The organism is Stenotrophomonas sp., assembly GCF_032099025.1.
Lineage (GTDB): Bacteria > Pseudomonadota > Gammaproteobacteria > Xanthomonadales > Xanthomonadaceae > Stenotrophomonas.
In genome coordinates, this window is the sequence record NZ_DAMCID010000006.1 from 104,710 (window position 1) to 125,944 (window position 21,235).

General features: G+C 67.5%; 22 protein-coding genes. 13 read left to right on the forward strand and 9 right to left on the reverse strand.

The window, feature by feature from the left end:
- Positions 1 to 184, forward strand: a 184-nt coding sequence (locus RT456_RS06340; protein ID WP_313344008.1) for a hypothetical protein, incomplete at its 5' end; no start/stop codon positions are given.
- Positions 185 to 356: 172 nt separating this feature from the next.
- Here RT456_RS06340 and edd read toward each other — a convergent pair.
- Genes edd through zwf form a run of 4 tightly spaced genes read right to left on the reverse strand, consistent with a single transcriptional unit; the run spans position 357 to position 5,482 of the window.
- Entirely contained in the window at positions 357 to 2,273 is a 1,917-nt protein-coding gene (gene edd, locus RT456_RS06345) for a phosphogluconate dehydratase (RefSeq protein ID WP_313344011.1), read from the reverse strand.
- A 46-nt stretch (positions 2,274 to 2,319) separates the two neighbouring features.
- Positions 2,320 to 3,042 (reverse strand): 6-phosphogluconolactonase, encoded by a 723-nt coding sequence (pgl, locus tag RT456_RS06350; RefSeq protein WP_313344014.1) that lies wholly within the window; start codon positions 3,040 to 3,042, stop codon positions 2,320 to 2,322.
- The gene (gene glk, locus RT456_RS06355) at positions 3,039 to 4,046 is read right to left on the reverse strand and encodes a glucokinase (protein WP_313344017.1); all 1,008 of its coding nucleotides are present in this window, start codon (positions 4,044 to 4,046) and stop codon (positions 3,039 to 3,041) included. Before glk ends, pgl begins: the two co-directional genes overlap by 4 nt.
- Complete coding sequence (zwf, locus tag RT456_RS06360) at positions 4,043 to 5,482, reverse strand: glucose-6-phosphate dehydrogenase (RefSeq protein WP_313344020.1); 1,440 nt, start codon at positions 5,480 to 5,482, stop codon at positions 4,043 to 4,045. The genes glk and zwf overlap by 4 nt, the downstream gene beginning before the upstream one ends.
- Positions 5,483 to 5,834: 352 nt before the next feature.
- On the opposite strand from zwf, the gene ugpC reads away from it, so the two are divergent.
- The gene (ugpC, locus tag RT456_RS06365) at positions 5,835 to 6,929 is read left to right on the forward strand and encodes a sn-glycerol-3-phosphate ABC transporter ATP-binding protein UgpC (protein WP_313344022.1); all 1,095 of its coding nucleotides are present in this window, start codon (positions 5,835 to 5,837) and stop codon (positions 6,927 to 6,929) included.
- A 203-nt stretch (positions 6,930 to 7,132) separates the two neighbouring features.
- Here the strand turns inward: ugpC and RT456_RS06370 are convergent, their stop codons facing one another.
- A complete protein-coding gene (locus RT456_RS06370; protein ID WP_313344024.1) occupies positions 7,133 to 7,996 on the reverse strand; it encodes a folate-binding protein in 864 nt (287 codons plus the stop codon).
- A 39-nt stretch (positions 7,997 to 8,035) separates the two neighbouring features.
- On the opposite strand from RT456_RS06370, the gene RT456_RS06375 reads away from it, so the two are divergent.
- From RT456_RS06375 to RT456_RS06420, 10 genes are all read left to right on the forward strand, one after another.
- On the forward strand, positions 8,036 to 8,209 hold the full coding sequence (locus RT456_RS06375; RefSeq protein ID WP_313344026.1) for a DUF1674 domain-containing protein: 174 nt from the start codon (positions 8,036 to 8,038) through the stop codon (positions 8,207 to 8,209).
- A 56-nt stretch (positions 8,210 to 8,265) separates the two neighbouring features.
- Positions 8,266 to 8,658 carry a succinate dehydrogenase, cytochrome b556 subunit gene (sdhC, locus tag RT456_RS06380; protein WP_313344027.1) on the forward strand — a complete coding sequence of 131 codons (393 nt, stop codon included), beginning with the start codon at positions 8,266 to 8,268 and terminating at the stop codon, positions 8,656 to 8,658.
- Positions 8,655 to 9,041 carry a succinate dehydrogenase, hydrophobic membrane anchor protein gene (gene sdhD, locus RT456_RS06385; protein WP_313344030.1) on the forward strand — a complete coding sequence of 129 codons (387 nt, stop codon included), beginning with the start codon at positions 8,655 to 8,657 and terminating at the stop codon, positions 9,039 to 9,041. The genes sdhC and sdhD overlap by 4 nt, the downstream gene beginning before the upstream one ends.
- 31 nt (positions 9,042 to 9,072) lie before the next feature.
- Positions 9,073 to 10,863: a succinate dehydrogenase flavoprotein subunit gene (sdhA, locus tag RT456_RS06390; protein WP_313344033.1), complete on the forward strand. Its 1,791-nt coding sequence runs from the start codon at positions 9,073 to 9,075 to the stop codon at positions 10,861 to 10,863.
- Positions 10,864 to 11,026: 163 nt separating this feature from the next.
- Positions 11,027 to 11,812 carry a succinate dehydrogenase iron-sulfur subunit gene (locus RT456_RS06395; protein ID WP_313344036.1) on the forward strand — a complete coding sequence of 262 codons (786 nt, stop codon included), beginning with the start codon at positions 11,027 to 11,029 and terminating at the stop codon, positions 11,810 to 11,812.
- Between the two features lie 213 nt (positions 11,813 to 12,025).
- Positions 12,026 to 12,274 (forward strand): succinate dehydrogenase assembly factor 2, encoded by a 249-nt coding sequence (locus RT456_RS06400; protein ID WP_313344038.1) that lies wholly within the window; start codon positions 12,026 to 12,028, stop codon positions 12,272 to 12,274.
- On the forward strand, positions 12,225 to 12,662 hold the full coding sequence (locus RT456_RS06405; protein WP_313344041.1) for a hypothetical protein: 438 nt from the start codon (positions 12,225 to 12,227) through the stop codon (positions 12,660 to 12,662). Before RT456_RS06400 ends, RT456_RS06405 begins: the two co-directional genes overlap by 50 nt.
- Positions 12,663 to 12,696: 34 nt before the next feature.
- The gene (locus RT456_RS06410; protein ID WP_313344044.1) at positions 12,697 to 13,938 is read left to right on the forward strand and encodes a lipoprotein-releasing ABC transporter permease subunit; all 1,242 of its coding nucleotides are present in this window, start codon (positions 12,697 to 12,699) and stop codon (positions 13,936 to 13,938) included.
- Positions 13,931 to 14,644 carry a lipoprotein-releasing ABC transporter ATP-binding protein LolD gene (gene lolD / locus RT456_RS06415; RefSeq protein ID WP_313344046.1) on the forward strand — a complete coding sequence of 238 codons (714 nt, stop codon included), beginning with the start codon at positions 13,931 to 13,933 and terminating at the stop codon, positions 14,642 to 14,644. The genes RT456_RS06410 and lolD overlap by 8 nt, the downstream gene beginning before the upstream one ends.
- 88 nt (positions 14,645 to 14,732) lie before the next feature.
- Positions 14,733 to 15,161 carry a DUF6491 family protein gene (locus RT456_RS06420; protein ID WP_313344048.1) on the forward strand — a complete coding sequence of 143 codons (429 nt, stop codon included), beginning with the start codon at positions 14,733 to 14,735 and terminating at the stop codon, positions 15,159 to 15,161.
- 248 nt (positions 15,162 to 15,409) lie between these two features.
- On the opposite strand, the gene RT456_RS06425 is transcribed toward RT456_RS06420, so the two are convergent.
- The 3 genes from RT456_RS06425 to ftsY all read right to left on the reverse strand — a co-directional run bounded on the left by RT456_RS06425 (position 15,410) and on the right by ftsY (position 18,520).
- On the reverse strand, positions 15,410 to 15,679 hold the full coding sequence (locus tag RT456_RS06425; RefSeq protein WP_313344051.1) for an oxidative damage protection protein: 270 nt from the start codon (positions 15,677 to 15,679) through the stop codon (positions 15,410 to 15,412).
- A gap of 4 nt (positions 15,680 to 15,683) precedes the next feature.
- Positions 15,684 to 16,823 carry an A/G-specific adenine glycosylase gene (gene mutY / locus RT456_RS06430; protein ID WP_313344053.1) on the reverse strand — a complete coding sequence of 380 codons (1,140 nt, stop codon included), beginning with the start codon at positions 16,821 to 16,823 and terminating at the stop codon, positions 15,684 to 15,686.
- 218 nt (positions 16,824 to 17,041) lie between these two features.
- A complete protein-coding gene (ftsY, locus tag RT456_RS06435; protein ID WP_313344056.1) occupies positions 17,042 to 18,520 on the reverse strand; it encodes a signal recognition particle-docking protein FtsY in 1,479 nt (492 codons plus the stop codon).
- 176 nt (positions 18,521 to 18,696) lie between these two features.
- On the opposite strand from ftsY, the gene RT456_RS06440 reads away from it, so the two are divergent.
- On the forward strand, positions 18,697 to 18,996 hold the full coding sequence (locus RT456_RS06440; RefSeq protein ID WP_313344059.1) for a hypothetical protein: 300 nt from the start codon (positions 18,697 to 18,699) through the stop codon (positions 18,994 to 18,996).
- 209 nt (positions 18,997 to 19,205) lie between these two features.
- Here the strand turns inward: RT456_RS06440 and htpG are convergent, their stop codons facing one another.
- Complete coding sequence (gene htpG / locus RT456_RS06445; protein WP_313344062.1) at positions 19,206 to 21,104, reverse strand: molecular chaperone HtpG; 1,899 nt, start codon at positions 21,102 to 21,104, stop codon at positions 19,206 to 19,208.
- Positions 21,105 to 21,235 lie beyond the last annotated feature (131 nt).

Here is a 21,235-nt window from a genome sequence, read left to right on the forward strand (position 1 = left end):
CAAGCAGACGATGCGTGGAGCCGGCCAGCGGCCGGCACTACTGTTGGTCAAGCAGACGATGCGTGGAGCCGGCCAGCGGCCGGCACTACTGTTGGTCAAGCAGGCGATGCGTGGAGCCGGCCAGCGGCCGGCACTACTGTTGGTCAACATGCCGACGCCACAAAGGCGCCGCAATGTGTCGTGAGGCGGCGGCGGGGTCCCCGTAGGGACCGTAGAAAACATGGATGTTTTCTACGAGCCTACATGGACGTATTCACGGCGTGTCCCGGAGGGGACCCCGCCGCCGCCTCACCGCAGTGAAGCCCACCGCCGCTCCACCGCTCCACCGCTCCGCCGCTCCACCGCATCGAAACGCGTCAGGCGTCCTTCGCCTCATGCGGCGCAAGCGCAGCCTCGGCGTCGTGCCCCAACTCGTACTCCGCGTCGTAATTCCAGATATCGCCGTCATCGGCCGCCGGCCCGCACGAAATCGAGATCGCTCCCTGGTCGGCCGGACCCACCAGACGGCGGTTCATCGCGAACAGATTGCGGCCCAGATCGTGCGCCGCCGGTGCCGTGTTCGGCGCCAGCTCGCGCGCTGCCCATTCCGCCGCATCCACCAGCACTTCCAGCGTGCCCGCTTCACCGTCCAGCCGGATCATGTCGCCCTCGCGCAGCTTGCCCAGCGGACCCCCGCGCGATGCTTCCGGCGTCATGTGGATCGCGGCCGGGAACTTGCCCGACGCACCCGACAGACGACCATCCGTCACCAGCGCCACCCGCCGCCCCTGGTTCTGCAGCAGCCCCAGCAGCGGCGCCAGCGAATGCAGCTCCGGCATCCCGTTCGCACGCGGACCCTGGTAACGCACCACCGCCACGAAATCCTGTGGCAGCAGACCGGCCGCATGCAGCTTGTTCAACACCTGCGGCGCATCCACCACCACCGCCGGTGCCTCGATCGTCCGGTACTGCGGCTTCACCGCCGACAGCTTGATCAGCGAACGGCCCAGGTTGCCACGCAGCAGCCGCAGCCCACCTTGCGCCTCGAACGGCTCCGACACACCGCGTACCACCTCCCGGTCCGCACTCTCCGTGATCCCGTCGACCCACGTCAGCCCACCGTCGCGCAGCGCCGGATCCTGCGTGTACTGGCGCATTCCGCCTTCCGCCACCGTCACCAGGTCCGCGTGCATCAGCCCCGCGTCCATCAGCTCACGGAACACGAAGGCCGTACCACCGGCCGCCGCGAAGCGGTTCACGTCCGCCTCCCCGTTCGGGTACACCCGCGCCAGCAGCGGAACCAGCTGCGACAGCTGGTCCATGTCGTCCCACGTCAGCACGATGCCGGCCGCCCGTGCCACCGCGATCCAGTGGATCGTATGGTTGGTCGAACCGCCCGTCGCCATCAGTGTGACCACCGCATTGACGATCGCCCGCTCGTCGATCAACCGGCCGAGCGGACGGAAGTCGTCGCCCAGCGCACAGATCTCCAGCGCACGTACTGCCGCATGGCGCGTGAGTGCATCGCGCAGCGGCGTGTCCGGATTGACGAAGGACGCACCCGGCAGCTGTACCCCCATCGCCTCCAGCAGCGTCTGGTTCGAGTTGGCCGTGCCATAGAACGTGCACGTGCCCGCCCCGTGGTAGGACGCCGACTCGGCTTCCAGCAGCTCCTCCCGCGTCGCCTGGCCCGCCGCATATCGCTCGCGCACCTCGGCCTTCTGCTTGTTCGGAATGCCCGGCGTCATCGGACCGGCCGGCAGGAAGATCGCCGGCAGATGCCCGAAGGCCAGCGCACCGATCAACAGCCCCGGCACGATCTTGTCGCACACGCCCAGGTAGACCGTGCTGTCGAACATGTCATGGCTCAGCCCGATCGCCGTCGACTGCGCGATCACATCGCGCGAGAACAGCGACAGCTCCATGCCGCCGCGGCCCTGCGTCACGCCATCGCACATCGCCGGCACGCCGCCCGCGACCTGTGCCGTGGCGCCCACCGAACGTGCCGTCTCGCGCAGGATGTCCGGGTAGTGCTCGAACGGCTGGTGCGCCGACAGCATGTCGTTGTACGCAGTGATGATGCCCAGGTTCGGCGTGACACCGCCGCGCAGGCGGCTCTTGTCCGTCGGTCCGCAGGCGGCGAAACCGTGCGCGAGGTTGCCGCAGCTCAGACGCGAGCGGAACGGACCGTCGCGCAGGGAAGCGTCGATACCGGCCAGGTACGCGGCGCGCGATGCAGCGCTGCGCTGGACGATGCGCTCGGTGATGGCATGGAGTTTGGGGTGCAGGCTCATTGGCTACCGGCTATGAGAAGGCGAACGCAACGACATGGGCAGGGGCTCAGTCGCACCAGTGGATGCGCAGCTGGGCGCTCTCCAGGTTGATCGCATTGAGGATGGGATACAGCTGTGCGTTGTTGCTTTCCAGTGCCTGCTTCAGCACTTCCAGCTTCTGTTTGCCACGCAGCAGCAGCAGGCGCTGGCGGCACTGGCGCAGGCCGTGCGGCGTCAGCGTGATACGCAACGGCCACTGGTTCGCGCCCGGGCAACCGGTGGCATCCAGCGCCGCGTAGGGCAGGGTGCTCTCCAGTGCGCGGGCCAGGTCCTTCGAACCCGGGAACAGCGAGGCGGTGTGGCCATCGTTGCCCATGCCCAGCACCGCCACCGAGGGTTTCTCGGTGTGCTGCGCCTGCAGGTTGGCCGTGTACACGCATTCGGTGATGGGCTTGCCGACCCGCACCAGCGGGTCGAAGTGCGCGCCGTCGGCACGATTGAGCAGGCTCTGTCGGACCAGCCATGCGTTGCTGTCGCGGTCCTGCGGCGACAGCCAGCGTTCGTCGACCAGGCTCACTTCAACCCGGTCCCACTGCACGTCCAGCTCGGCCAGCGCCTGGTACACCGGCGCCGGCGTCGTGCCACCGGACAGCAGCATGCGTGCGCGGCCGTGGGTCTCGATGTCGTAGGTGAGGATCTGCGCCATTTCGGCCGCAATCGCCTCGATCCACGCATCGGCGTCGCCGTGCCGGACCAGGGTGAAACGGTCGGAAGTTTCGAGCAGGTTCATGCGGCGTCTCCGGGCAGGTCACGTTCGATATCGGCGGCGTACGCCGCCGCGCCGAGCAGTCCGGCGTGCGGGTGCATCACGGCCAGCGACGGCACCCGGGCCATGATCGAAGAGAACCGGCCCTTGTGCTCGAAGCGCTGGCGGAAGCCCGAGTGCTGCAGCGAATCCAGCATCTTCGGCACCAGGCCACCGGTCAGGAAAACGCCGTCCCAGGCGCCCTGGATCAGCACCAGGTCGCCGGCGATCGCGCCGAACACCGCGCAGAACACATCCACGGTGCGCATGGCCTGCGGGTCGCCGTGCAGGGCGCGTGCGGTGACGTCGACCGGCTGCAGCTGGCCCGGATCGACGCCCGCCATTTCGCAGACCGCGCGGTGGATGTTGACCAGGCCCGGTCCGCAGATCAGGCGCTCGTTGGAGACCCGGCCGAACTGTTCCGAGAGGATCTCCAGGATGCGGATCTCCTCCGGCGTGCCCGGCGGGAAGCTGACGTGGCCGCCCTCGGTTTCCAGCGGATAGCAGCGGCCATGACGCAGGATCAACCCGCCCACGCCCAGTCCGGTGCCCGGGCCGATCACCGCATAGTTGCGCGGCTGGCCAGGCTTGCCCGGCACCCACGCCGCGCCGCCGACCTGGATCACGTCCTGCGGCTGCAGCAGCGAGATCGCCATGGCCTGCGCGGCGAAGTCGTTGATCAGGTGCAGCTGGTCGAAGCCCAGCATGTGCGCGGTGCGTGCCCGCGAGATCACCCACGGATGATTGGTGATGCGTGCTTCATCGCCATCCACGCGGCCGGCCACGGCGAACACGCCGCGGCGCGCCTCGGCACCGATCTGCTCCAGGTAGTGACGCGCGGCCTCGCCGAGCGACGGGAAGTCGGCCACCCCGAATTCGCGGATGCTGTCGGGCAGCAGCGGCGCGGCAAGGCTGGTGTCGGCCAGCGCGAAGCGTGCGTTGGTGCCACCGATGTCGGCGACCAGCGCCGGTTGCGTCAACACCGTCATGCCGGATCCTTGCGGCCAGCGTCGGCATCCACGTCAGCAGGCAGGAAGCCCAGGGCTTCCTCGGGGCCCCACACGCCCGCCGGGTAGGGCTGCAACGGCAGCTTCGCTTCCTTCCAGGCATCGCTGACGCTGTCGATCCAGGCCCAGGCCGCGCGTACTTCATCGTCGCGCACGAACAGCGCATGGTTGCCGTTGAAGGCGTCCAGGAACAGGCGTTCATAAGCGATGCGCCGGTGCAGGCCGGTCGGTACCGACAGCTCCAGCTCCAGCGGATGCAGTTCCAGCGCACCCCATTCCGGGCCGGCCAGGCTGCTCATCAGGCCCAGCTCGATGTTTTCCTGCGGCTGCAGCTGGAAGGTGATGCGGTTCGGCGTGGCATTGCCGCGGTCCGGGCGTTCGAACAGCCAATGCGTGACCGGCTTGAGCGTGACCACCACGCGCGTGGTGCGCTCGGCCAGGCGCTTGCCGGTGACCAGATGGAACGGCACGCCGGACCAGCGCCAGTTGTCGATGTGCGCGGTGACCCCGGCGAAGGTTTCCACGTCGCTGCCTTCCGGCGGCTGGTAGGCCTGCGCGGGCTGGCCGTTGATAGTGCCAGCGGTGTAACGGCCGCGGACGCTGTCACGCGCGGCGTGCCTGGCATCGAGCGGGCGCAGGGCGCGCAGCACCTTGACCTTCTCGTCGCGGATGCGGTCGGCTTCCAGCGAGGCCGGCGGCTCCATCGCCACCAGGCACAGCAGCTGCAGGATGTGGCTCTGGACCATGTCGCGCAGTGCGCCGGACCGGGCGTAGTAGGCATCGCGGCCATCCACGCCTTCGCTCTCGGCGACCAGGATGTGCACCGATTCGATGTAGTTGCGGTTCCACACCGCCTCGAGCAGCGTGTTGCCGAAGCGCAGCGCGATCAGGTTCTGCACCGCGGCCTTGCCCAGGTAGTGGTCCAGGCGGAACACGCGGTCTTCGTCGATCCACTGGCCGATGGTGGAGATGATCTCCTCGGCGCTGGCGCTGTCGCTGCCGATCGGCTTCTCCAGCATCAGCCGGTGCGGGGCCGCCAGCGCGCCGCCCTTGGCCAGGCCTTCGCAGGTGGAGATGTAGAGGCCCGGTGGAATGGCGAGGTAGCTCACGCAGTGGCGGTCGACCAGGTCGCTGACCGATTCGGCCACCGATTCCGGATTGCGCAGGTCGACCGAGCGGTAATCGATACGCGACAGCAGCGACTGGATGTCGTCCTGGCTGGCCGCCGGCATCGCCTGCTGCAGGCGCGGACGCAGGATGTCGCGGAACGCCTCGGTGTCATGCGGGGACAGGGCCAGTGCGCGGACCTTGAAGTCCTCCGGCAGCAGTCCGTCGCCCAGCAGGCGCAGCAACGAAGGGAAGAGGTAGCGCTGGGCAAGGTCGCCAGTAGCGCCAAACAGGAAGAGGGTGTCGTGCATCGCTCGAGTTTCAGATCCGGGTGACATCGTTGTCAATCGCTTCTCGTCTATGTTCTCGGGGGTCTCGCCGGCCGTGCTGTCGTGTTGCTGCGACGCAACATGAACAGGTACGGGCCCGCCCATCATGGGGCATGTCACGGGCCCATCGGGAGAATGTGCTTCCCTTGATGCCACGCGGTCATGACCGATCATTGAATACTGCCACGTGAAAACGTTTACATGGCAGAATGGACAGACTGTATTCGATTGCAGTGGTCGTCGTCATGCGGCACCACGCCATCGACCTGCCATCGGGAGGGCCGAAGGCAGTTCCGCACAACAGCCCGGCAGCGGGCGGACTGGAATGGGTGATATGGCAAAAGTGCAGTTGCAGGGCGTACGCAAGGTCTACGACAACGGCCAGGTGGCTGTTCAGGGTGCGACCTTCGAAGTGGCCGATGGCGAGTTGATGGTCCTGGTGGGGCCGTCGGGGTGTGGCAAGTCGACCCTGCTGCGCATGGTCGCTGGCCTGGAAGAGATCAGTGGCGGCACGCTGACCATCGGTGACCGCGTGGTCAACGACGTGGCGCCCAAGGATCGCGACATCGCCATGGTGTTCCAGAGCTATGCGCTGTACCCGCATATGACCGTGGCCGAGAACCTGGCGTTCGGGCTGAAGCTGCGTGGCCACGACAAGGCCACCATCGCCAAGCGCGTCAACGATGCGGCACAGACGCTGGGGCTGACCGAGATGCTCGACAAGCTGCCCAAGGCGATGTCCGGCGGCCAGCGTCAGCGCGTGGCACTGGGCCGCGCGCTGGTGCGCGAACCGGCGGTGTTCCTGCTCGACGAGCCGCTGTCCAACCTGGACGCCAAGCTGCGCCACAGTGTCCGTACCGAAATCGCCCAGCTGCACCGCAAGCTCGGCACGACGATGATCTACGTGACCCATGACCAGGTCGAGGCGATGACCCTCGGCCAGCGCATCGTGGTGCTCAAGGATGGTGTGATCCAGCAGATCGACACGCCCATGGCGCTGTACGACCGGCCGGCCAACCTGTTCGTGGCCGGCTTCCTCGGCAGTCCCGCGATGAACGTGCTGCGCGGCGCCCTGGAGCGCGATGGCGACGGCGTCGTGGTCCAGGAGGCATCGCTGCGCGCGCCGCTGGGTGCGGCCACGATCGACCCGGCCTGGATCGGCCGCACGGTGGCCGTGGGCGTGCGCCCGGAGCACCTGCAGCCGGCAACGGCCGACGAGGCCACCGCCTTCGAGGCGAGCATCGAAGGCATCGAGCCGGTCGGCAACGAGATCTTCGTCAACATGCGCCATGGCCAGCAGGCGCTGGTGATGCGCGTGGCCCCGCAGGCCTTGCCGGCCGTGGGCGAGTCGATCCGCGTGGCGATCCAGCCGCAGGGGCTGCATTTCTTCGACGCCGAATCCGGCGAGCGGTTGAATCACGACGCGTGATGCGTCGTGGTGCCGACACCGTGCAGCCACGCAGGGCGTGGCTCTACGGAGATTGGCTTCGTTCGGCATGGCGTTGACACGCAGGGCGTGTCACTCCGCGTGGTGCCGACACCGCGCAGCCACGCAGGGCGTGGCTCTACGGCGGGTTGGTTGATGATCGGTAGAGCCACGCCCTGCGTGGCTGCACGAAGCGCCCGGCTGGGCTAGCGGGCCAGGCCGTCCAGCAACGGAACGCCATAGGCTTCAACGCCGCCAACGCTCAGGGCGCCCTCGGCCATCTCCAGCGGCAACACCGCCAACGCCAGGTCGCCCGCCACGCTGGCCACCGTGCCGATGGCCGCCCCGTTCTGCTGCACCTGCGCGCCGCTCGCGGTGCCGTCGGCCACCCGCAGCAGCTGCAACGCACGTTTGGCCTTGCCCAGGAAATGGGTGCGCGCCACGATCTCCTGGCCGGGATAGCAGCCCTTCTTGACGCTGTAGCCGTTCAACCGGTCCAGGCCGAGCTGCTGCGGGGTCCACTGCTCGCGCTGGTCGGCCGACAACCGCGGCAGCCCATAGCGCAGGTCGGACTGGCGCCAGGCCCGTTCAAAGGTGCCGTCATCCGCAGCGGTGGAGGCGGGCGCCGGGGCGATCTTCAGTGTGCGGGGCAACGCGTCGCTGCCCACATCCAGCTCCAGGGTCTCATCGGCAACGGCGATTGCCGCGCCAGATGCCGCTTCCGGCGCAGTGAAGCTGCCGGCGACCACCAGGTCGGTCCGGACCTCGATCTTCAGCTTGCGGCGGAACACGAAACGCTGCAATTGCGACGCAATCGCATCGGCATCGCCGTCAGCCAGCACCAGCAGCACGTGCTCCTCGTCCACGCGCAACAGCTGAAACACAGCCAGGGTGCGGCCCTTGGCGCTCAGCCAGGCGCTCCACTGCCAATGCCGCACGGGCAGGGCAGTGACGTCGCTGGAGAACTGGGCATGGGCGAACACCGCCGCCTCGGGGCCGCGCAGGCTGAGCAGCGCGTGACCGGAAAGGCGCGGAAAACCGATGAAATCGAGGGCGAGGTTGTCAGGCACGTGAACGGGGTCTAAAATTTGTGCGTTGCGAGAACACCCATGATAGGCCAAACAACCCCCACTCCAGATTCCCAACCTGAAGCTCCGCTGGTGCCGGACGAGCAGCCGCTCGCCCAGACGCCTGTGGCGCCCGTGGAAATCGGTGGCCGCGGCGGACTCGATCCGGTGCGGTATGGAGACTGGGAAAAAAACGGACGCTGCATCGATTTCTGATCAGCATTGAGCCAACGCGGCATTTTGCCGCCCAGCCGAGACAACGAGCCCAGCGAATGGCCGCCAGAGAACGTCCCCTTTCCCCGCACCTTCAGGTGTATCGCTGGCAGATTCAGATGGCCACCTCGATCCTGCATCGAGCGACCGGTATCTTTCTGTCTGTTGGAGCCTTGATCATCGCCGGCGGCCTGCTGGCCCTGATGATGGGTCCTGAATCCTGGAGCTGCTTCACCGGCCACGCCGGCAGCTGGTATGGAAAGCTCTTCCTGTTCGCATGGACGTGGTCGTTCGCCTACCACCTGTGCAACGGCATCCGCCACATCACGCAGGACTTCGCGATCGGCTTCAGCATCCCCGCCTTCGTGCGCAGCAGCTGGATCTCGGTCATCGCCAGCCTGGTGATCACCGCGCTGGTCTGGGCCTACGTCTTCGTCGGAGCCGCCGCATGAACAAGTTCCGTACCCCGCTGAAGAACGTGCGTGGCCTGGGTGCCGCCAAGACCGGCACCGAGCACTTCGTGGTGCAGCGCCTGACCGCCACCGCGCTGGTCCCGCTCACCATCTGGTTCCTGGTCTTCGTGCTGAGCCTGGTCAACGCCGATTACGTGACCGCCGCCGACGCGGTGTCCAAGCCGTGGAACGCGGTGCTGCTGGTCGGCTTCCTGGTCGCGATGTTCTGGCACGCCCAGCTGGGCCTGCAGGTCGTGCTGGAAGACTACATCCACAACTCGCTGCTGGCCCTGGCGCTGCAGACCACGGTGAAGTTCATCGCCGTGCTCGGCGCGATCGTCAGTGTTTTTGCGGTCGCCCGCATTGCGCTCGGCGTTGCCTGAGTCCAGGCACCAAGACAGGAATCCAGATTAGATGTCCGCTTACAAGATTACGGAACACAAGTACGACATGGTCGTGGTGGGCGCCGGCGGTGCCGGTCTGCGCGCCACGTTCGGTCTTGCCGCCAAGGGCCTGCAGACCGTCTGCCTGACCAAGGTCTTCCCTACCCGCTCGCACACCGTGGCCGCGCAGGGCGGTATTTCCGCCGCGCTGGGCAACATGGGCGAGGACGACTGGCGCTACCACTTCTTCGACACCATCAAGGGTTCGGATTGGCTGGGTGACCAGGACGCCATCGAATACATGTGCCGCGAAGCGATTCCGGCCATCATCGAACTGGAACACTACGGTGTGCCGTTCAGCCGTACCGAAGACGGCAAGATCTACCAGCGCCCGTTCGGTGGCATGACCACCAAGTACGGTGAAGGCCCGTCCGCGCAGCGCACCTGCGCCGCGGCCGACCGGACCGGCCACGCCATGCTGCACACGCTGTACCAGCAGTCGCTGGCGCACAACGCGCGCTTCATGATCGAGTACTTCGCGCTCGACCTGATCTTCGATGAGGAAGGCGTCTGCCGCGGCGTGCTCGCGCTGGACATGGCCGACGGCTCGCTGCACCTGTTCCGCGCCCACGGCGTGGTGCTGGCCACCGGCGGTTACGGCCGCGCCTACTTCAGCGCAACCTCGGCCCACACCTGCACCGGCGACGGCGGCGGTCTGGTCATGCGTGCCGGCCTGCCGATGCAGGACATGGAGTTCGTGCAGTTCCACCCGACCGGCATCTACGGCGCGGGCTGCCTGATCACCGAAGGCGTGCGTGGCGAAGGCGGCATCCTGCGCAACAGCAATGGCGAGCGCTTCATGGAGCGCTACGCACCGCATTACAAGGACCTGGCGTCGCGCGACGTGGTGTCGCGTTCGATGACCATCGAAATCCGCGAAGGCCGCGGCGTCGGCGAGCACAAGGACCACATCCTGCTCGACCTGACCCACCTCGGCCCGGGCGTGATCGACGACAAGCTGCCGGGCATCGCCGAAAGCGCGCGCATCTTCGCGGGCGTGGACGTGCACAAGCAGCCGATCCCGGTCATCCCGACCGTGCACTACAACATGGGTGGCATCCCGACCAACTACCACGGTGAAGTGGTGCGCAAGGTAGGCGACAACCCCGATGCCGTGGTGCCGGGCCTGTACGCCATCGGCGAAGCGGCCTGCGTGTCGGTGCACGGCGCCAACCGCCTGGGCTCCAACTCGCTGCTCGACCTGGTCGTGTTCGGTCGTGCGGTGGCCAACCGCTGCGCCGACACCATCAAGCCGGGCCAGCCGCACAAGACCCTGGCGTCGGATTCCTGCGACAAGGCGCTGGGCCTGCTGGACAAGCTGCGCTACGCCAACGGCGACACCCCGACCTCGGTCATCCGCGATCGCATGCAGCGCACCATGCAGAACGACGCGGCGGTGTTCCGGACCAGCAAGACGCTGGAAGAGGGCTGCACCAAGATGGCCGATATCTTCGACTCCTTCCAGGACGTCAAGGTGTCGGACCGTTCGCTGGTGTGGAACTCGGACCTGATCGAAACCTACGAGCTGAACAACCTGCTGCTCAACGCGGTGGCGACGATCAACTCGGCCGAACAGCGCAAGGAAAGCCGCGGTGCGCATGCACACGAGGACTTCCCGGACCGCGACGACGTGAACTGGCAGAAGCACACGCTGGTTAATGTCGACGACAACGGCAAGTGCAGCTTCGACTACCGCCCGGTCCACATGTACACGCTGAGCAAGGACGTGGACGTGGTCCCGCCCAAGCCGCGCGTGTACTGAGAGACCTGCGGCATGACCTCCGGCTACGCAGCGCCTGCTTCCGCCTCCGCCCGCACGGGTGGGGTGGTGCGTGCGCCGCTGGCCGGCGGGGTCGACTTCCTCATCTTCCGAGCCAGCCGCGCCTGCATTGCAGCGCGAGCCGCCTGAGCCAACGAGAACAGCCATGGCCGAGTTTTCCCTCCCCAAGAATTCCAAGATCGGAAAGGGCAAGCACTTCCCCGCCCAGAGCGGTACGAAGAACACCCGCACCTTCAAGATCTACCGCTGGAATCCCGACGACGACAGCAATCCGCGCACCGATACGTATGAGATCGATCTGGACGCCTGCGGCCCGATGGTCCTGGACGCGCTGATCAAGATCAAGAACGAGATCGATCCGACCCTGACCTTCCGTCGTTCGTGCCGCGAGGGCATCTGCGGTTCGTGCGCGATGAACATCGACGGCACCAACACGCTGGCCTGCACCCGCGCCATCGCCGACTGCGGCAAGGCCGAAGTGCCGATCTACCCGCTGCCGCACATGAGCGTGATCAAGGACCTGGTACCGGACCTGACCCACTTCTACGCGCAGTACGCGTCGATCAAGCCGTGGATCCGCACCCAGACCCCGCCGCCGCCGGACCGTGAGCGCCTGCAGTCGCCGGAAGACCGCAAGAAGCTCGACGGCCTGTACGAGTGCATCCTGTGCGCGTGCTGCTCGACCAGCTGCCCGAGCTACTGGTGGAATGGCGAGCGTTACCTGGGCCCGGCGATCCTGCTGCAGGCCTACCGCTGGATCGTCGACTCGCGCGACGAAGACACCGGTGCGCGCCTGGACGACCTGGAAGATCCGTTCAAGCTGTACCGCTGCCACACCATCATGAACTGCGCCCGGACCTGCCCGAAGGGCCTGAATCCGGCGCTGGCGATCGCCGAGATCAAGAAGCTCATGATGGCGCGCCGGGCCTGATGGCATCAGGTGACACGTCTGACGTGTCGCTGCGGTCTGGTAGCGCGATGACACGCATGGCGTTTCGTTGTGGTCTGGCATCGCGATGACACGCATGGCGTGTCACTACGTGATCGACCTGCGTAGGGACACGCCATGCGTGTCCGCGGTGCAATGATCGAACCCGGTAGAGCCACGCCCTGCGTGGCTTTGCCACATCTGGAAACCCGGAAAATGGACGAACAGACCCTCCTCAAAAAACTCCGCTGGCGCTGCCGCCGCGGCATGCGCGAGCTCGACCAGCTGTTCGAGCGTTATCTCGACCGCGAATGGGCCACTGCACCGACCGACGAGCGCGAGGTTTTCCTGCGCCTGCTCGACTGCGAAGACGATAAATTGTGGCGCTGGTTCATGGGATACGAGGACTGCCCGGATGCCCAGCTCAGCATGCTCATCGCCCGGATCCGCGCCCTGCCGGCTTGAATGGCGTCCCTCGCGCTGGCAGGCCGCCGCGCACCTGCTGTTCGCGCTGCTGATGCCCTGGGTGGCGGCCGCCACCGAGCTGCCCGCCGCCGCACACTGGCCGGTGGGCCTGCTCGCCGGGGCAGGGGCGGCACTGCAGGGCTGGCGTTACTCACGACAGTCGCCCTGTTCCATCCTCATCCCGGCCGGTGCGGCCCCGGCCCTGGTCGATGGCCACCCGGTGGACGCACTGTCGCTGCATGACCGCGGCGCGCTGCTGCAGCTCCGCTGGCGGCTGCACGGCCGCCGGCAGGCGCGGCTGTTCTGGCCCGACACGCTGCCTGCGGCCCTGAGACGTGAACTGCGACTGGCCGTGCAGGCACGTCCCATTCCGCGTTCACGTCCGTGATGGCACCATAGCCCGAATACTCCGGCGTACCTGCATGTTCAAACCCATACCAGTCGCTATCGGCCTGCGCTATCTGCGGGCCAAACGCCGCAACGGCTTCATCTCCTTCATCTCCATGGCCTCCATCCTGGGCATTGCCCTGGGCGTGACCGTGTTGATCACGACACTGGCGGTGATGAGCGGTTTCCAGAAGGAAATCCGTGACCGCCTGCTGCAGATGACCGCCCACACCACCATCACCGCCGATGGCGCGCCGATGTCGGACTGGCAGCGTGCCGTCGAGGTGGCCCACAAGGATCCGCGCGTGGCCGGTGCCGCGCCGTACATCGAGATCCAGGCCATGCTCAGCGGGCCGCGCGTGCAGGGCGCCATCGTGCAGGGCATCGACCCGGCGTTGGAGCCTGCCGTGTCGGTGATCAACACCAAGGTCACGAAGGGCAGCTTCGACAGCATCACCCCGGGCAGCTACAACCTGCTGGTGGGCAAGGAGCTGGCGACCTGGCTGGGCGTGGACGTGGGCGACACCGTACTGGTGACGCTGGCCGAAGTGCAGGGCACCCCCATGGGCGCCATGCCGCGGCTGAAACGCTTCACCGTCAGCGGCATCTTCGAGGCCGGGTACAACGAGATCGACCGCGGCGTGGCCTACGCCAACATGGCCGACCTGGAGCGCGTGCTGCGCATGGACGGCGTGACCGGCGTTCGGCTGAAGCTGCATGACATGGACAAGGCGCTGGAGGTCGGCGTCGACCTTGCGCACGGCCTGGGCGGCGCGTACCGGGTCAGCGACTGGACCCAGCAGAACGCCAACCTGTATCACTCGCTGCGCATGGAAAAAGTGGTGATGGGCATCCTGCTCTCGCTGATCATCGCCATGGGCGCCTTCAACCTGGTGTCCTCGCAGGTCATGCTGGTCACCGACAAGCAGGCCGACATCGCCATCCTGCGCACCCTCGGCCTTACCCCTGGCGGAATCATGCAGGTGTTCATGGTGCAGGGCTCGCTGATCGGCATCTTCGGCACCGTGCTGGGCGTGGTGGGCGGCATCACCCTGACCTTGAACCTGGAGCGCATCCTCGGCGCGATCGAGACGCTGTTCAACGTCAAGCTGCTGCCGGAAGACGTCTATTACATCACCGGCCTGCCCACCGACATGCAGACCCCGGACATCGTCATCATCACCGTGGTTGCGCTGGTCATGAGCTTCCTCGCCACCCTGTATCCCGCGTGGCGCGCCGCCCGCACCCAGCCGGCGGAGGCCCTGCGCTATGAATGAGCCGATCAACCGTGGCGACGAAGTCATCCGCGCCCAAGGGCTGGCCAAGACCTACGCCGAAGGCCGCATGCAGACCCCGGTGTTCAACGGCCTGGACCTGAGCGTGGCCGCCGGCGAAACGGTCGCGATCATCGGCGCCTCCGGCGCCGGCAAGAGCACCCTGCTGCACCTGCTGGGCGGGCTGGACACGCCCACCGCCGGCGAAGTGTTCGTGGCCGGCCAGCGCATGTCGGCCCTGTCGGACAGCCAGCGCGGCCGCCTGCGCAACCGCGCACTGGGCTTCGTCTACCAGTTCCATCACCTGCTGCCCGAATTCACCGCGCTCGAAAACGTGATGATGCCGGTGCTGCTGGCCGGCGAAGAGGTGGCCGACGCCAAGGGTCGCGCGCAGGCCTTGCTGGAGTCGGTGGGGCTGGGGCATCGGCTCGACCACAAGCCGGGCGAGCTGTCCGGGGGCGAGCGTCAGCGCGCCGCCGTGGCGCGCGCACTGGTCAACCGCCCGGCCTGCGTGCTCGGCGACGAGCCCACCGGCAACCTGGACGACAAGACCGCCGCCACCGTGTTCGAGCTCATGCTGGAACTCAACCGCGCCCACCACACCAGCCTGGTGCTGGTCACCCACGACCGCAGCCTGGCGCGCAAGCTGGACCGGGTACTGGAGCTGCGCGAAGGGCGCCTGCACAGCCTGGCCCACAGCCAGGTCTGAGCTGGGCGCTGAACGGCCGGTCAGGCGGGTGGAAGACCGGTCGTTCCCGGGTGCATGATCCGGGTGTTCATCACACAACGGAGGGGCCATGAAGACGCTGATCGCAGCGGTCGTTCTGGGTATGTCGCTGGTGGGCTGTGCCAGTACCGGCCGCCTGAGCAGCACCGAGCGGCTGGCGCTGTACCGCGCGCATGCCGGCCCGCCGCAGCAGGACATGCAGTATTTCGGTTCCCTCAACGGCTGGACCGAGCTGGGCGACAGCGCGCTGGCGGTCTGGACGCGCCCGAGCGAGGCGTACCTGCTCGAACTCCGAGGCGACTGCCAGGGGTTGAGCTATGCCACCGCGATCGGCCTCACCAGCCAGATGGGTCGCGTGTCCTCGCGCTTCGACAAGGTACTGGTCCGCGACACCACCAGCGGTCCGCAGGTGCCGTGCTTCATCGGCAGCATCCGCAAGCTGGATGTACAGGCGTTGCGCGCCTCCGAAAAGGAGCTGCGCCAAGCGCAGGTGCAGTAGTGCCGGCCGCTGGCCGGCTCCCCTGAACCCCGCATCTCGCGTGGATCCGGCCGCTGGCCGGCTCCTCATGAACCCCGCATCTCGCGTGGACCCGGCCGCTGGCCGGCTCCTCAGGAACCCATCACCCTGCGTAGTGCCGGCCGCTGGCCGGCTCCTCATGAACCCCGCATCTCGCGTGGACCCGGCCGCTGGCCGGCTCCTCAGGAACCCATCATCGCGAGGATCCGGCCAGCGGCCGGCACTACGGCCTACGCCTCCGGCACGAACCCCGCCGGGGCCTCGGCGCCGCCGCCGAACAGGTACTTCACCAGTTCCTGTTCCAGGAACGCGCGGTGCTTGGGATCGCGCGGCGAGAGGCGGTTTTCGTTGATCAGCATGGTCTGGTGCGCCAGCCACTTGCTCCACGCGCTCTTGCCGATGTGGGCGAAGATGCGCTGGCCCAGGTCGCCGGGATACGGCACGAAATCCAGGCCGTCGGTGTCGCGTTGTTCGTATTGGCAGAAAACGGTGCGGGACATGGGCTTACTCGAAATCGTCTGAGGGTGTTGCACCGCGCATTGTACGGCGCTTGGCCCGGACGGGCGGGGCACCGCTCTCCAGCAGCTTGCGGATGGGTGCAGGCAGGCCCAGCGTGGGCAGGTCGGCGGCGGCCACCCAGCGCAACGCCGGGTCTTCCCGCCGCAACCCCTGCACGCGGCGCACCAGGACCTGCAGGTGCAGGCGGTAATGGCTGAAGGTGTGCTCCAGCACCGGCAACACCTCGGCGTCTTCCAGTGCGCCATCGACATGCGCGTCGAACCAGTCCTGCAGGTCGGCGCCACGCTCGGCCTGCGGCAGCGTCCACAGCTGCGCCCAGATGCCGGTGTCCGGCCGCTTCTGCAGCAGGATCCGACCCTGCCCGTCGCGCAGCAGCAGCGCCACCGCCTCGCGTTCGGGCAGCACCTTCGACGGCTTGGGCGTCGGCAACTGGTCGCTGCGACCCTCGCGCCGCGCCACGCAATCGTCCTGCAGCGGACAGATCACGCACGCCGGCCGGCTGCGGGTGCAGACGGTCGCGCCGAGGTCCATCTGGGCCTGGGTGTAATCGGCCAGGCGGTCGGCCGGCACGTGCTGCACGTGCGCCTCGGCCAATGCCCAGAGCACCTTTTCAACCGCCGGCAGGCCGGGGAACCCATCGATGCCGTGATAGCGGCTGAGCACGCGCTTGACGTTGCCATCGAGGATGGCGAAACGCGCATTCCAGGCCTGGCTGAGGATGGCGCCGGCGGTACTGCGGCCGATGCCCGGAAGCGCCATCAAGGCATCGACATCGCCCGGCAGCTCACCGCCATGCTGTTCGACACACCGTTGCGCGGCCGCATGCAGATTGCGTGCACGGGCGTAGTAGCCCAGCCCGGCCCACTGCGCCATCACCGCATCGTTGCTGGCCGCGGCCAGCGTGGGCAGGGTGGGAAACACGGACAGGAATTTCAGGAAGTACGGAATGACCGTGCTGACCTGGGTCTGCTGCAGCATGATCTCCGACAGCCACACCCGATACGGCGAACGCGGGTGCTGCCAAGGCAGGTCATGCCGACCGTGCCCGTCGAACCACGGCAGCAGTCGCGCGACGAAGGCGTCGTTGATGGCGGGTGTGTCGCGGGCGGGAGGCTGGCGGGGCATGTAGGGTGCGTTTGGCGAAGGGGGCGGGATGGCGTTCTGGTCCGAGGTTACGTGGGACACGCATGGCGTGTCGCTACGCGTTTTCATGCCGCGTCCGGCCCGTACAGGGTCACGCCATGCGTGCCCATGCCGCATCCGCCCAGCGTAGGGACACGCCATGCGTGTCCACACCGCGTCCGGCCAGCGTAGGGACACGCCATGCGTGTCCACACGGTGGCTCAGCCGCCCAGCGCTTCCGGCAACAACGCATCCACGAACGCCTCCGGATCGAACACGCGCAGGTCTTCCGGGCGCTCGCCGATGCCGGCGAAGCGGATCGGAATGCCGAACTCGCGTGCCAGTGCGAACACCACGCCGCCCTTGGCGGTGCCATCCAGCTTGGTCACCACCAGGCCCGTCACGTTGACCGCGGCATGGAACTGACGCAGCTGCGAGAGCGCGTTCTGGCCGGTGGTGCCGTCGATCACCATCAGCACTTCGTGCGGCGCGCTGGGATCGATCTTGCCCAGCACGCGGCGGATCTTGCCCAGCTCGTTCATCAGCCCGCCCTGGGTATGCAGGCGGCCGGCGGTATCGGCGATCAGCACCTCGGTGCCGCGCGCCTTGCCGGCCTGCAGCGCATCGAACGCGACCGAGGCGGCATCGGCGTTCTGGCCCTGCGCGACCACGGCCACGCCATTGCGCTCGCCCCAGGCCTGCAGCTGGGCCACGGCGGCGGCGCGGAAGGTGTCGCCCGCGGCCAGCATCAGGCTGTGGCCGTCGTCCTTGAAGCGCTTGGCCAGCTTGCCGATGGTGGTGGTCTTGCCGACGCCGTTGACGCCGACGGTGAGCACCACGAACGGCTTGGCGCTGCGGTCGATCACCAGCGGCTGGGCAACGGGCTGCAGGATCGCGATCAGGTCCGCGCGCAGGGCCTTGAGCAGGGCATTGGCATCAACGAACTCGCGCGCCTTCATGCGCCTGCGCAGCCCTTCCACCAGCGCGGTGGTGGCGCCGACGCCGACGTCGGCGGTGATCAGCGCGGTTTCCAGTTCATCCAGCAGGTCGTCGTCGAGCTTGGGATTGCGCGAGAACAGGCCGCCGAAACTGCGCGCGATGACGCTGTTGCGCAGGCGGTCGCGCCAACCGGTCTTGCCGGGCGCGGCCGGGGCGGCTTCATCCGTGGCGGACGGCGTGGCCAGCGGCTGGGCGGCCTCCTGGACGATCTCGGTGGCGACCAGGGTCGGTTGCAGGGGGGCGGCCGGCGCTGTCGGGAATGCTTCGGGCGTTACCGCGGGGGCGGGTGTCGTGGCGGCGGGCGGGACCAGGGGGGCCGGAATCGGCGTGGCGGGCGGAGCCGCAATGGTGCTCGGTGCGGTTTCCGCCTGCGGCGCGACCGCGGGGGTGCCCGGTGCGGTCACCGCGGGCGGCGCCGTTGCGGCAGGCGATGCCACGGGGGCGACGTGCGGCACCGGCGCAACAGGCGCTGCGGCGGGGGCGAAGGTGGGCGCGTCCGGGGCCGGAATCGGCGTTGCCGGGGCCGCGCTCGTCCCAGCGGGCGCAGCGGACGCTGCCGGATCAGCGGCCGGCGTCGCCGGATCCGTGGCTGGAGCGGCCGACGGGAAGGCCGCGGCAAGCTCTTCAGTCGAGTAGTGCTGGGTCTTGGGCGCGTCCTGCGGAGCGTCCTGGGGCTTTTTGCGTCGGAAGAAACTGAGCATTGGGATCGGCGCTGAAATCAGGGGGATATGCTACCACCCGGGCCTGTAGGGCCCGCGTGCAATAGAGCGGACGGTTGAAACGGGCTGTGTAGAGCGGACTTGTCCCCTCAATATTGTCCCCGGCATGCCGCTAACAAACGTGGAGGACCGTACTTTCACGGTCCAGGACGATCACCATGGGCAACATCCTGGCCATCGCGGGCAGCGGCATGCGCGCGGCACAGCAGGGCGTGCAGGTCGCCGCGCACAACGTGGCCAACCTGGCCACCCCGGATGCGCAGCGGCTGCAGCTGCAGCGCAGCAGCACTGCTGACGGCGGCGTGGCCACCCGGGTGGCGGTGGCCGATGCCGACCCGGCCGCGCCCTTGGCCGATCTGGTCGCTGCGCGCACCGAGGTGCTGGCGTTCACGGCCAACGCGACCCTGATCCGGCGTGCCGATGACATGCTTGGGGCGTTGCTGGACGACAAGGCCTGACCGGTAATACGGGGCGATTCATCGTCGCGGCGAGCCGGCCAGCGGCCGGCACTACGGGTTGATGCATCGTCGCGGTTAGCCGGCGAGCCGGCCAGCGGCCGGCACTACGGGGTGATTCATCGTCGCGGTTAGCCGGCCAGCGGCCGGCACTACCGTGGCGGTTTTCCCGACATGCCGGCCAGCGGCCGGCACTACCGGTGCCGGCCTTTTCAGGCCGACAGTTCCAACAACAGCTTGTTGAGGCGGCGCACATACGCGGCCGGGTCCTTCAGCGTGTCGCCGGCCGCCAGCGCGGCCTGCTCGAACAGCACGCGGCTCAGGTCGCCGAAGCGGGTGGCGTCGGCTTCCTGGTCCAGCTTGCCGATCAGCGGATGGCCAGGGTTGAACTCGAACACCGGCTTGCTGTCGGGCACCTTCTGGCCGCTGGCCTCCAGGATCTGGCGCATCTGCAGGCCCAGGTCCTGTTCGCCGATGGCCAGGATGGCGGGCGAGTCGGTGAGCCGGTGCGAGACGCGCACGTCGGCCACATCGTCCCCCAGCGCAGCCTTGATCCGCTCGACCAGACCCTGCTTTTCCTTCGCCGCCGCTTCCTGCGCCTGCTTGTCCTCGGCGGTTTCCAGCGCGCCCAGGTCGAGGTCGCCACGCGCGACATCGACAAACGACTTGCCGTCGAACTCGGTGAGGTAGCCCATCAGCCACTCGTCGATGCGGTCGGTGAGCAGCAGTACCTCGATGCCCTTCTTGCGGAACACTTCCAGGTGCGGGCTGTCCTTGACCTGGGTGTGGCTGTCGCCGGTCAGGACGTAGATCCTGTCCTGGCCCTCGACCATGCGGCCGATGTAGTCGGCCAGCGACACGCTCTGCTCGCCACTGGCGTCATGGGTGGAGGCGAAGCGCAGCAGGCCGGCGATCTTCTCGCGGTTGTTGGCGTCTTCGGCGGGGCCTTCCTTGAGCACCTGGCCGAACTGCGTCCAGAACCCGGCATACACTTCGGGCTTGTCCGCAGCCAGTTTCTCCAGCATGTCCAGCGATCGCCTGGTCAGGGCCGACTTCATCGAGTCGATGACCGGACCGCTCTGCAGGATCTCGCGCGAGACGTTCAGGGAAAGATCGTTGGAGTCGACCACGCCCTTGATGAAGCGCAGGTACAGCGGCAGGAACTGTTCGGCCTGGTCCATCACGAACACGCGCTGCACGTACAGCTTCAGGCCCTTCGGCGCGTCGCGGTGGTACAGGTCGAACGGCGCGTGGGCGGGCACGTACAGCAGCGAGGTGTACTCGAGCTTGCCTTCCACCTTGTTGTGGCTCCAGGCCAGCGGGTCCTGGTGGTCGTGCGCGGCGTGCTTGTAGAACTCCTGGTACTCGGCATCGGTGATCTCGGTGCGCGGGCGGGTCCACAGCGCGCTGGCGCGGTTCACCGTCTCCCACTCGACCTCGGCGGGGGCATCGTCGCCGTAGTGTTCCTTGGCCATCTGGATCGGCAGGCCGATATGGTCGGAGTACTTCTTGATGATGCCGCGCAGGCGCCAGCCGTCGGCGAAGTCCTGCTGGTCGTCCTTCAGGTGGAGGACGATGCGGGTGCCGCGATCGGGCTTGTCGAGGGTCTCGACGTCGAACTCGCCTTCGCCGCGCGAGGACCAGTGCACGCCTTCGCTGGCAGGCAGGCCCGCGCGGCGCGAATACACGTCGACCTGGTCGGCGACGATGAAGGCGCTGTAGAAGCCCACGCCGAACTGGCCGATCAGCTGCGAGTCCTTCTTCTGGTCGCCGGAGAGCTGGCGCAGGAAGTCGCCGGTGCCGGATTTGGCGATGGTGCCCAGGTGGGCGATGGCCTCGTCACGGCTCATGCCGATGCCGTTGTCCTCGATGGTGAGCGTGTGGGCCTGGGCATCGACGCTGACCCGGATGCGCAGGTCGCCATCGCTTTCAAGCAGGCCCGGCTGGGTAATCGCCTCGAAGCGGAGCTTGTCGGAGGCGTCGGCGGCGTTGGAGATCAGCTCGCGAAGGAAGATTTCCTTGTTGGAGTACAGCGAGTGGATCATCAGCTGCAGCAGCTGCTTCACTTCGGTCTGGAAGCCCAGGGTTTCTTTGTGGGTCTGCTCGGTCATCGGGGAGTGCTCCTTGGACGGTGCCGCGCCCGGCGCGGCGGCTGGTCAAGGGGTAGGGGTGGATTGTCCCGTTTTCAAGGTTGCGTCATCGCATGCGCGTTGCCGCAGCCACGCAGGGCGTGGCTCTACAA

What these genes read in the sequence shown, in the direction of transcription:
- edd (WP_313344011.1), bottom strand. Translation starts at nt 2,273, where the DNA reads ATGAGCCTGCACCCCAAACTCCATGCCATCACCGAGCGCATCGTCCAG.
- pgl (WP_313344014.1), bottom strand. Translation starts at nt 3,042, where the DNA reads ATGAACCTGCTCGAAACTTCCGACCGTTTCACCCTGGTCCGGCACGGC.
- glk (WP_313344017.1), bottom strand. Translation starts at nt 4,046, where the DNA reads ATGACGGTGTTGACGCAACCGGCGCTGGTCGCCGACATCGGTGGCACC.
- zwf (WP_313344020.1), bottom strand. Translation starts at nt 5,482, where the DNA reads ATGCACGACACCCTCTTCCTGTTTGGCGCTACTGGCGACCTTGCCCAG.
- ugpC (WP_313344022.1), top strand. Translation starts at nt 5,835, where the DNA reads ATGGCAAAAGTGCAGTTGCAGGGCGTACGCAAGGTCTACGACAACGGC.
- RT456_RS06375 (WP_313344026.1), top strand. Translation starts at nt 8,036, where the DNA reads ATGATAGGCCAAACAACCCCCACTCCAGATTCCCAACCTGAAGCTCCG.
- sdhC (WP_313344027.1), top strand. Translation starts at nt 8,266, where the DNA reads ATGGCCGCCAGAGAACGTCCCCTTTCCCCGCACCTTCAGGTGTATCGC.
- sdhD (WP_313344030.1), top strand. Translation starts at nt 8,655, where the DNA reads ATGAACAAGTTCCGTACCCCGCTGAAGAACGTGCGTGGCCTGGGTGCC.
- sdhA (WP_313344033.1), top strand. Translation starts at nt 9,073, where the DNA reads ATGTCCGCTTACAAGATTACGGAACACAAGTACGACATGGTCGTGGTG.
- RT456_RS06395 (WP_313344036.1), top strand. Translation starts at nt 11,027, where the DNA reads ATGGCCGAGTTTTCCCTCCCCAAGAATTCCAAGATCGGAAAGGGCAAG.
- RT456_RS06400 (WP_313344038.1), top strand. Translation starts at nt 12,026, where the DNA reads ATGGACGAACAGACCCTCCTCAAAAAACTCCGCTGGCGCTGCCGCCGC.
- RT456_RS06405 (WP_313344041.1), top strand. Translation starts at nt 12,225, where the DNA reads ATGCCCAGCTCAGCATGCTCATCGCCCGGATCCGCGCCCTGCCGGCTT.
- RT456_RS06410 (WP_313344044.1), top strand. Translation starts at nt 12,697, where the DNA reads ATGTTCAAACCCATACCAGTCGCTATCGGCCTGCGCTATCTGCGGGCC.
- lolD (WP_313344046.1), top strand. Translation starts at nt 13,931, where the DNA reads ATGAATGAGCCGATCAACCGTGGCGACGAAGTCATCCGCGCCCAAGGG.
- RT456_RS06420 (WP_313344048.1), top strand. Translation starts at nt 14,733, where the DNA reads ATGAAGACGCTGATCGCAGCGGTCGTTCTGGGTATGTCGCTGGTGGGC.
- RT456_RS06425 (WP_313344051.1), bottom strand. Translation starts at nt 15,679, where the DNA reads ATGTCCCGCACCGTTTTCTGCCAATACGAACAACGCGACACCGACGGC.
- mutY (WP_313344053.1), bottom strand. Translation starts at nt 16,823, where the DNA reads ATGCCCCGCCAGCCTCCCGCCCGCGACACACCCGCCATCAACGACGCC.
- ftsY (WP_313344056.1), bottom strand. Translation starts at nt 18,520, where the DNA reads ATGCTCAGTTTCTTCCGACGCAAAAAGCCCCAGGACGCTCCGCAGGAC.
- RT456_RS06440 (WP_313344059.1), top strand. Translation starts at nt 18,697, where the DNA reads ATGGGCAACATCCTGGCCATCGCGGGCAGCGGCATGCGCGCGGCACAG.
- htpG (WP_313344062.1), bottom strand. Translation starts at nt 21,104, where the DNA reads ATGACCGAGCAGACCCACAAAGAAACCCTGGGCTTCCAGACCGAAGTG.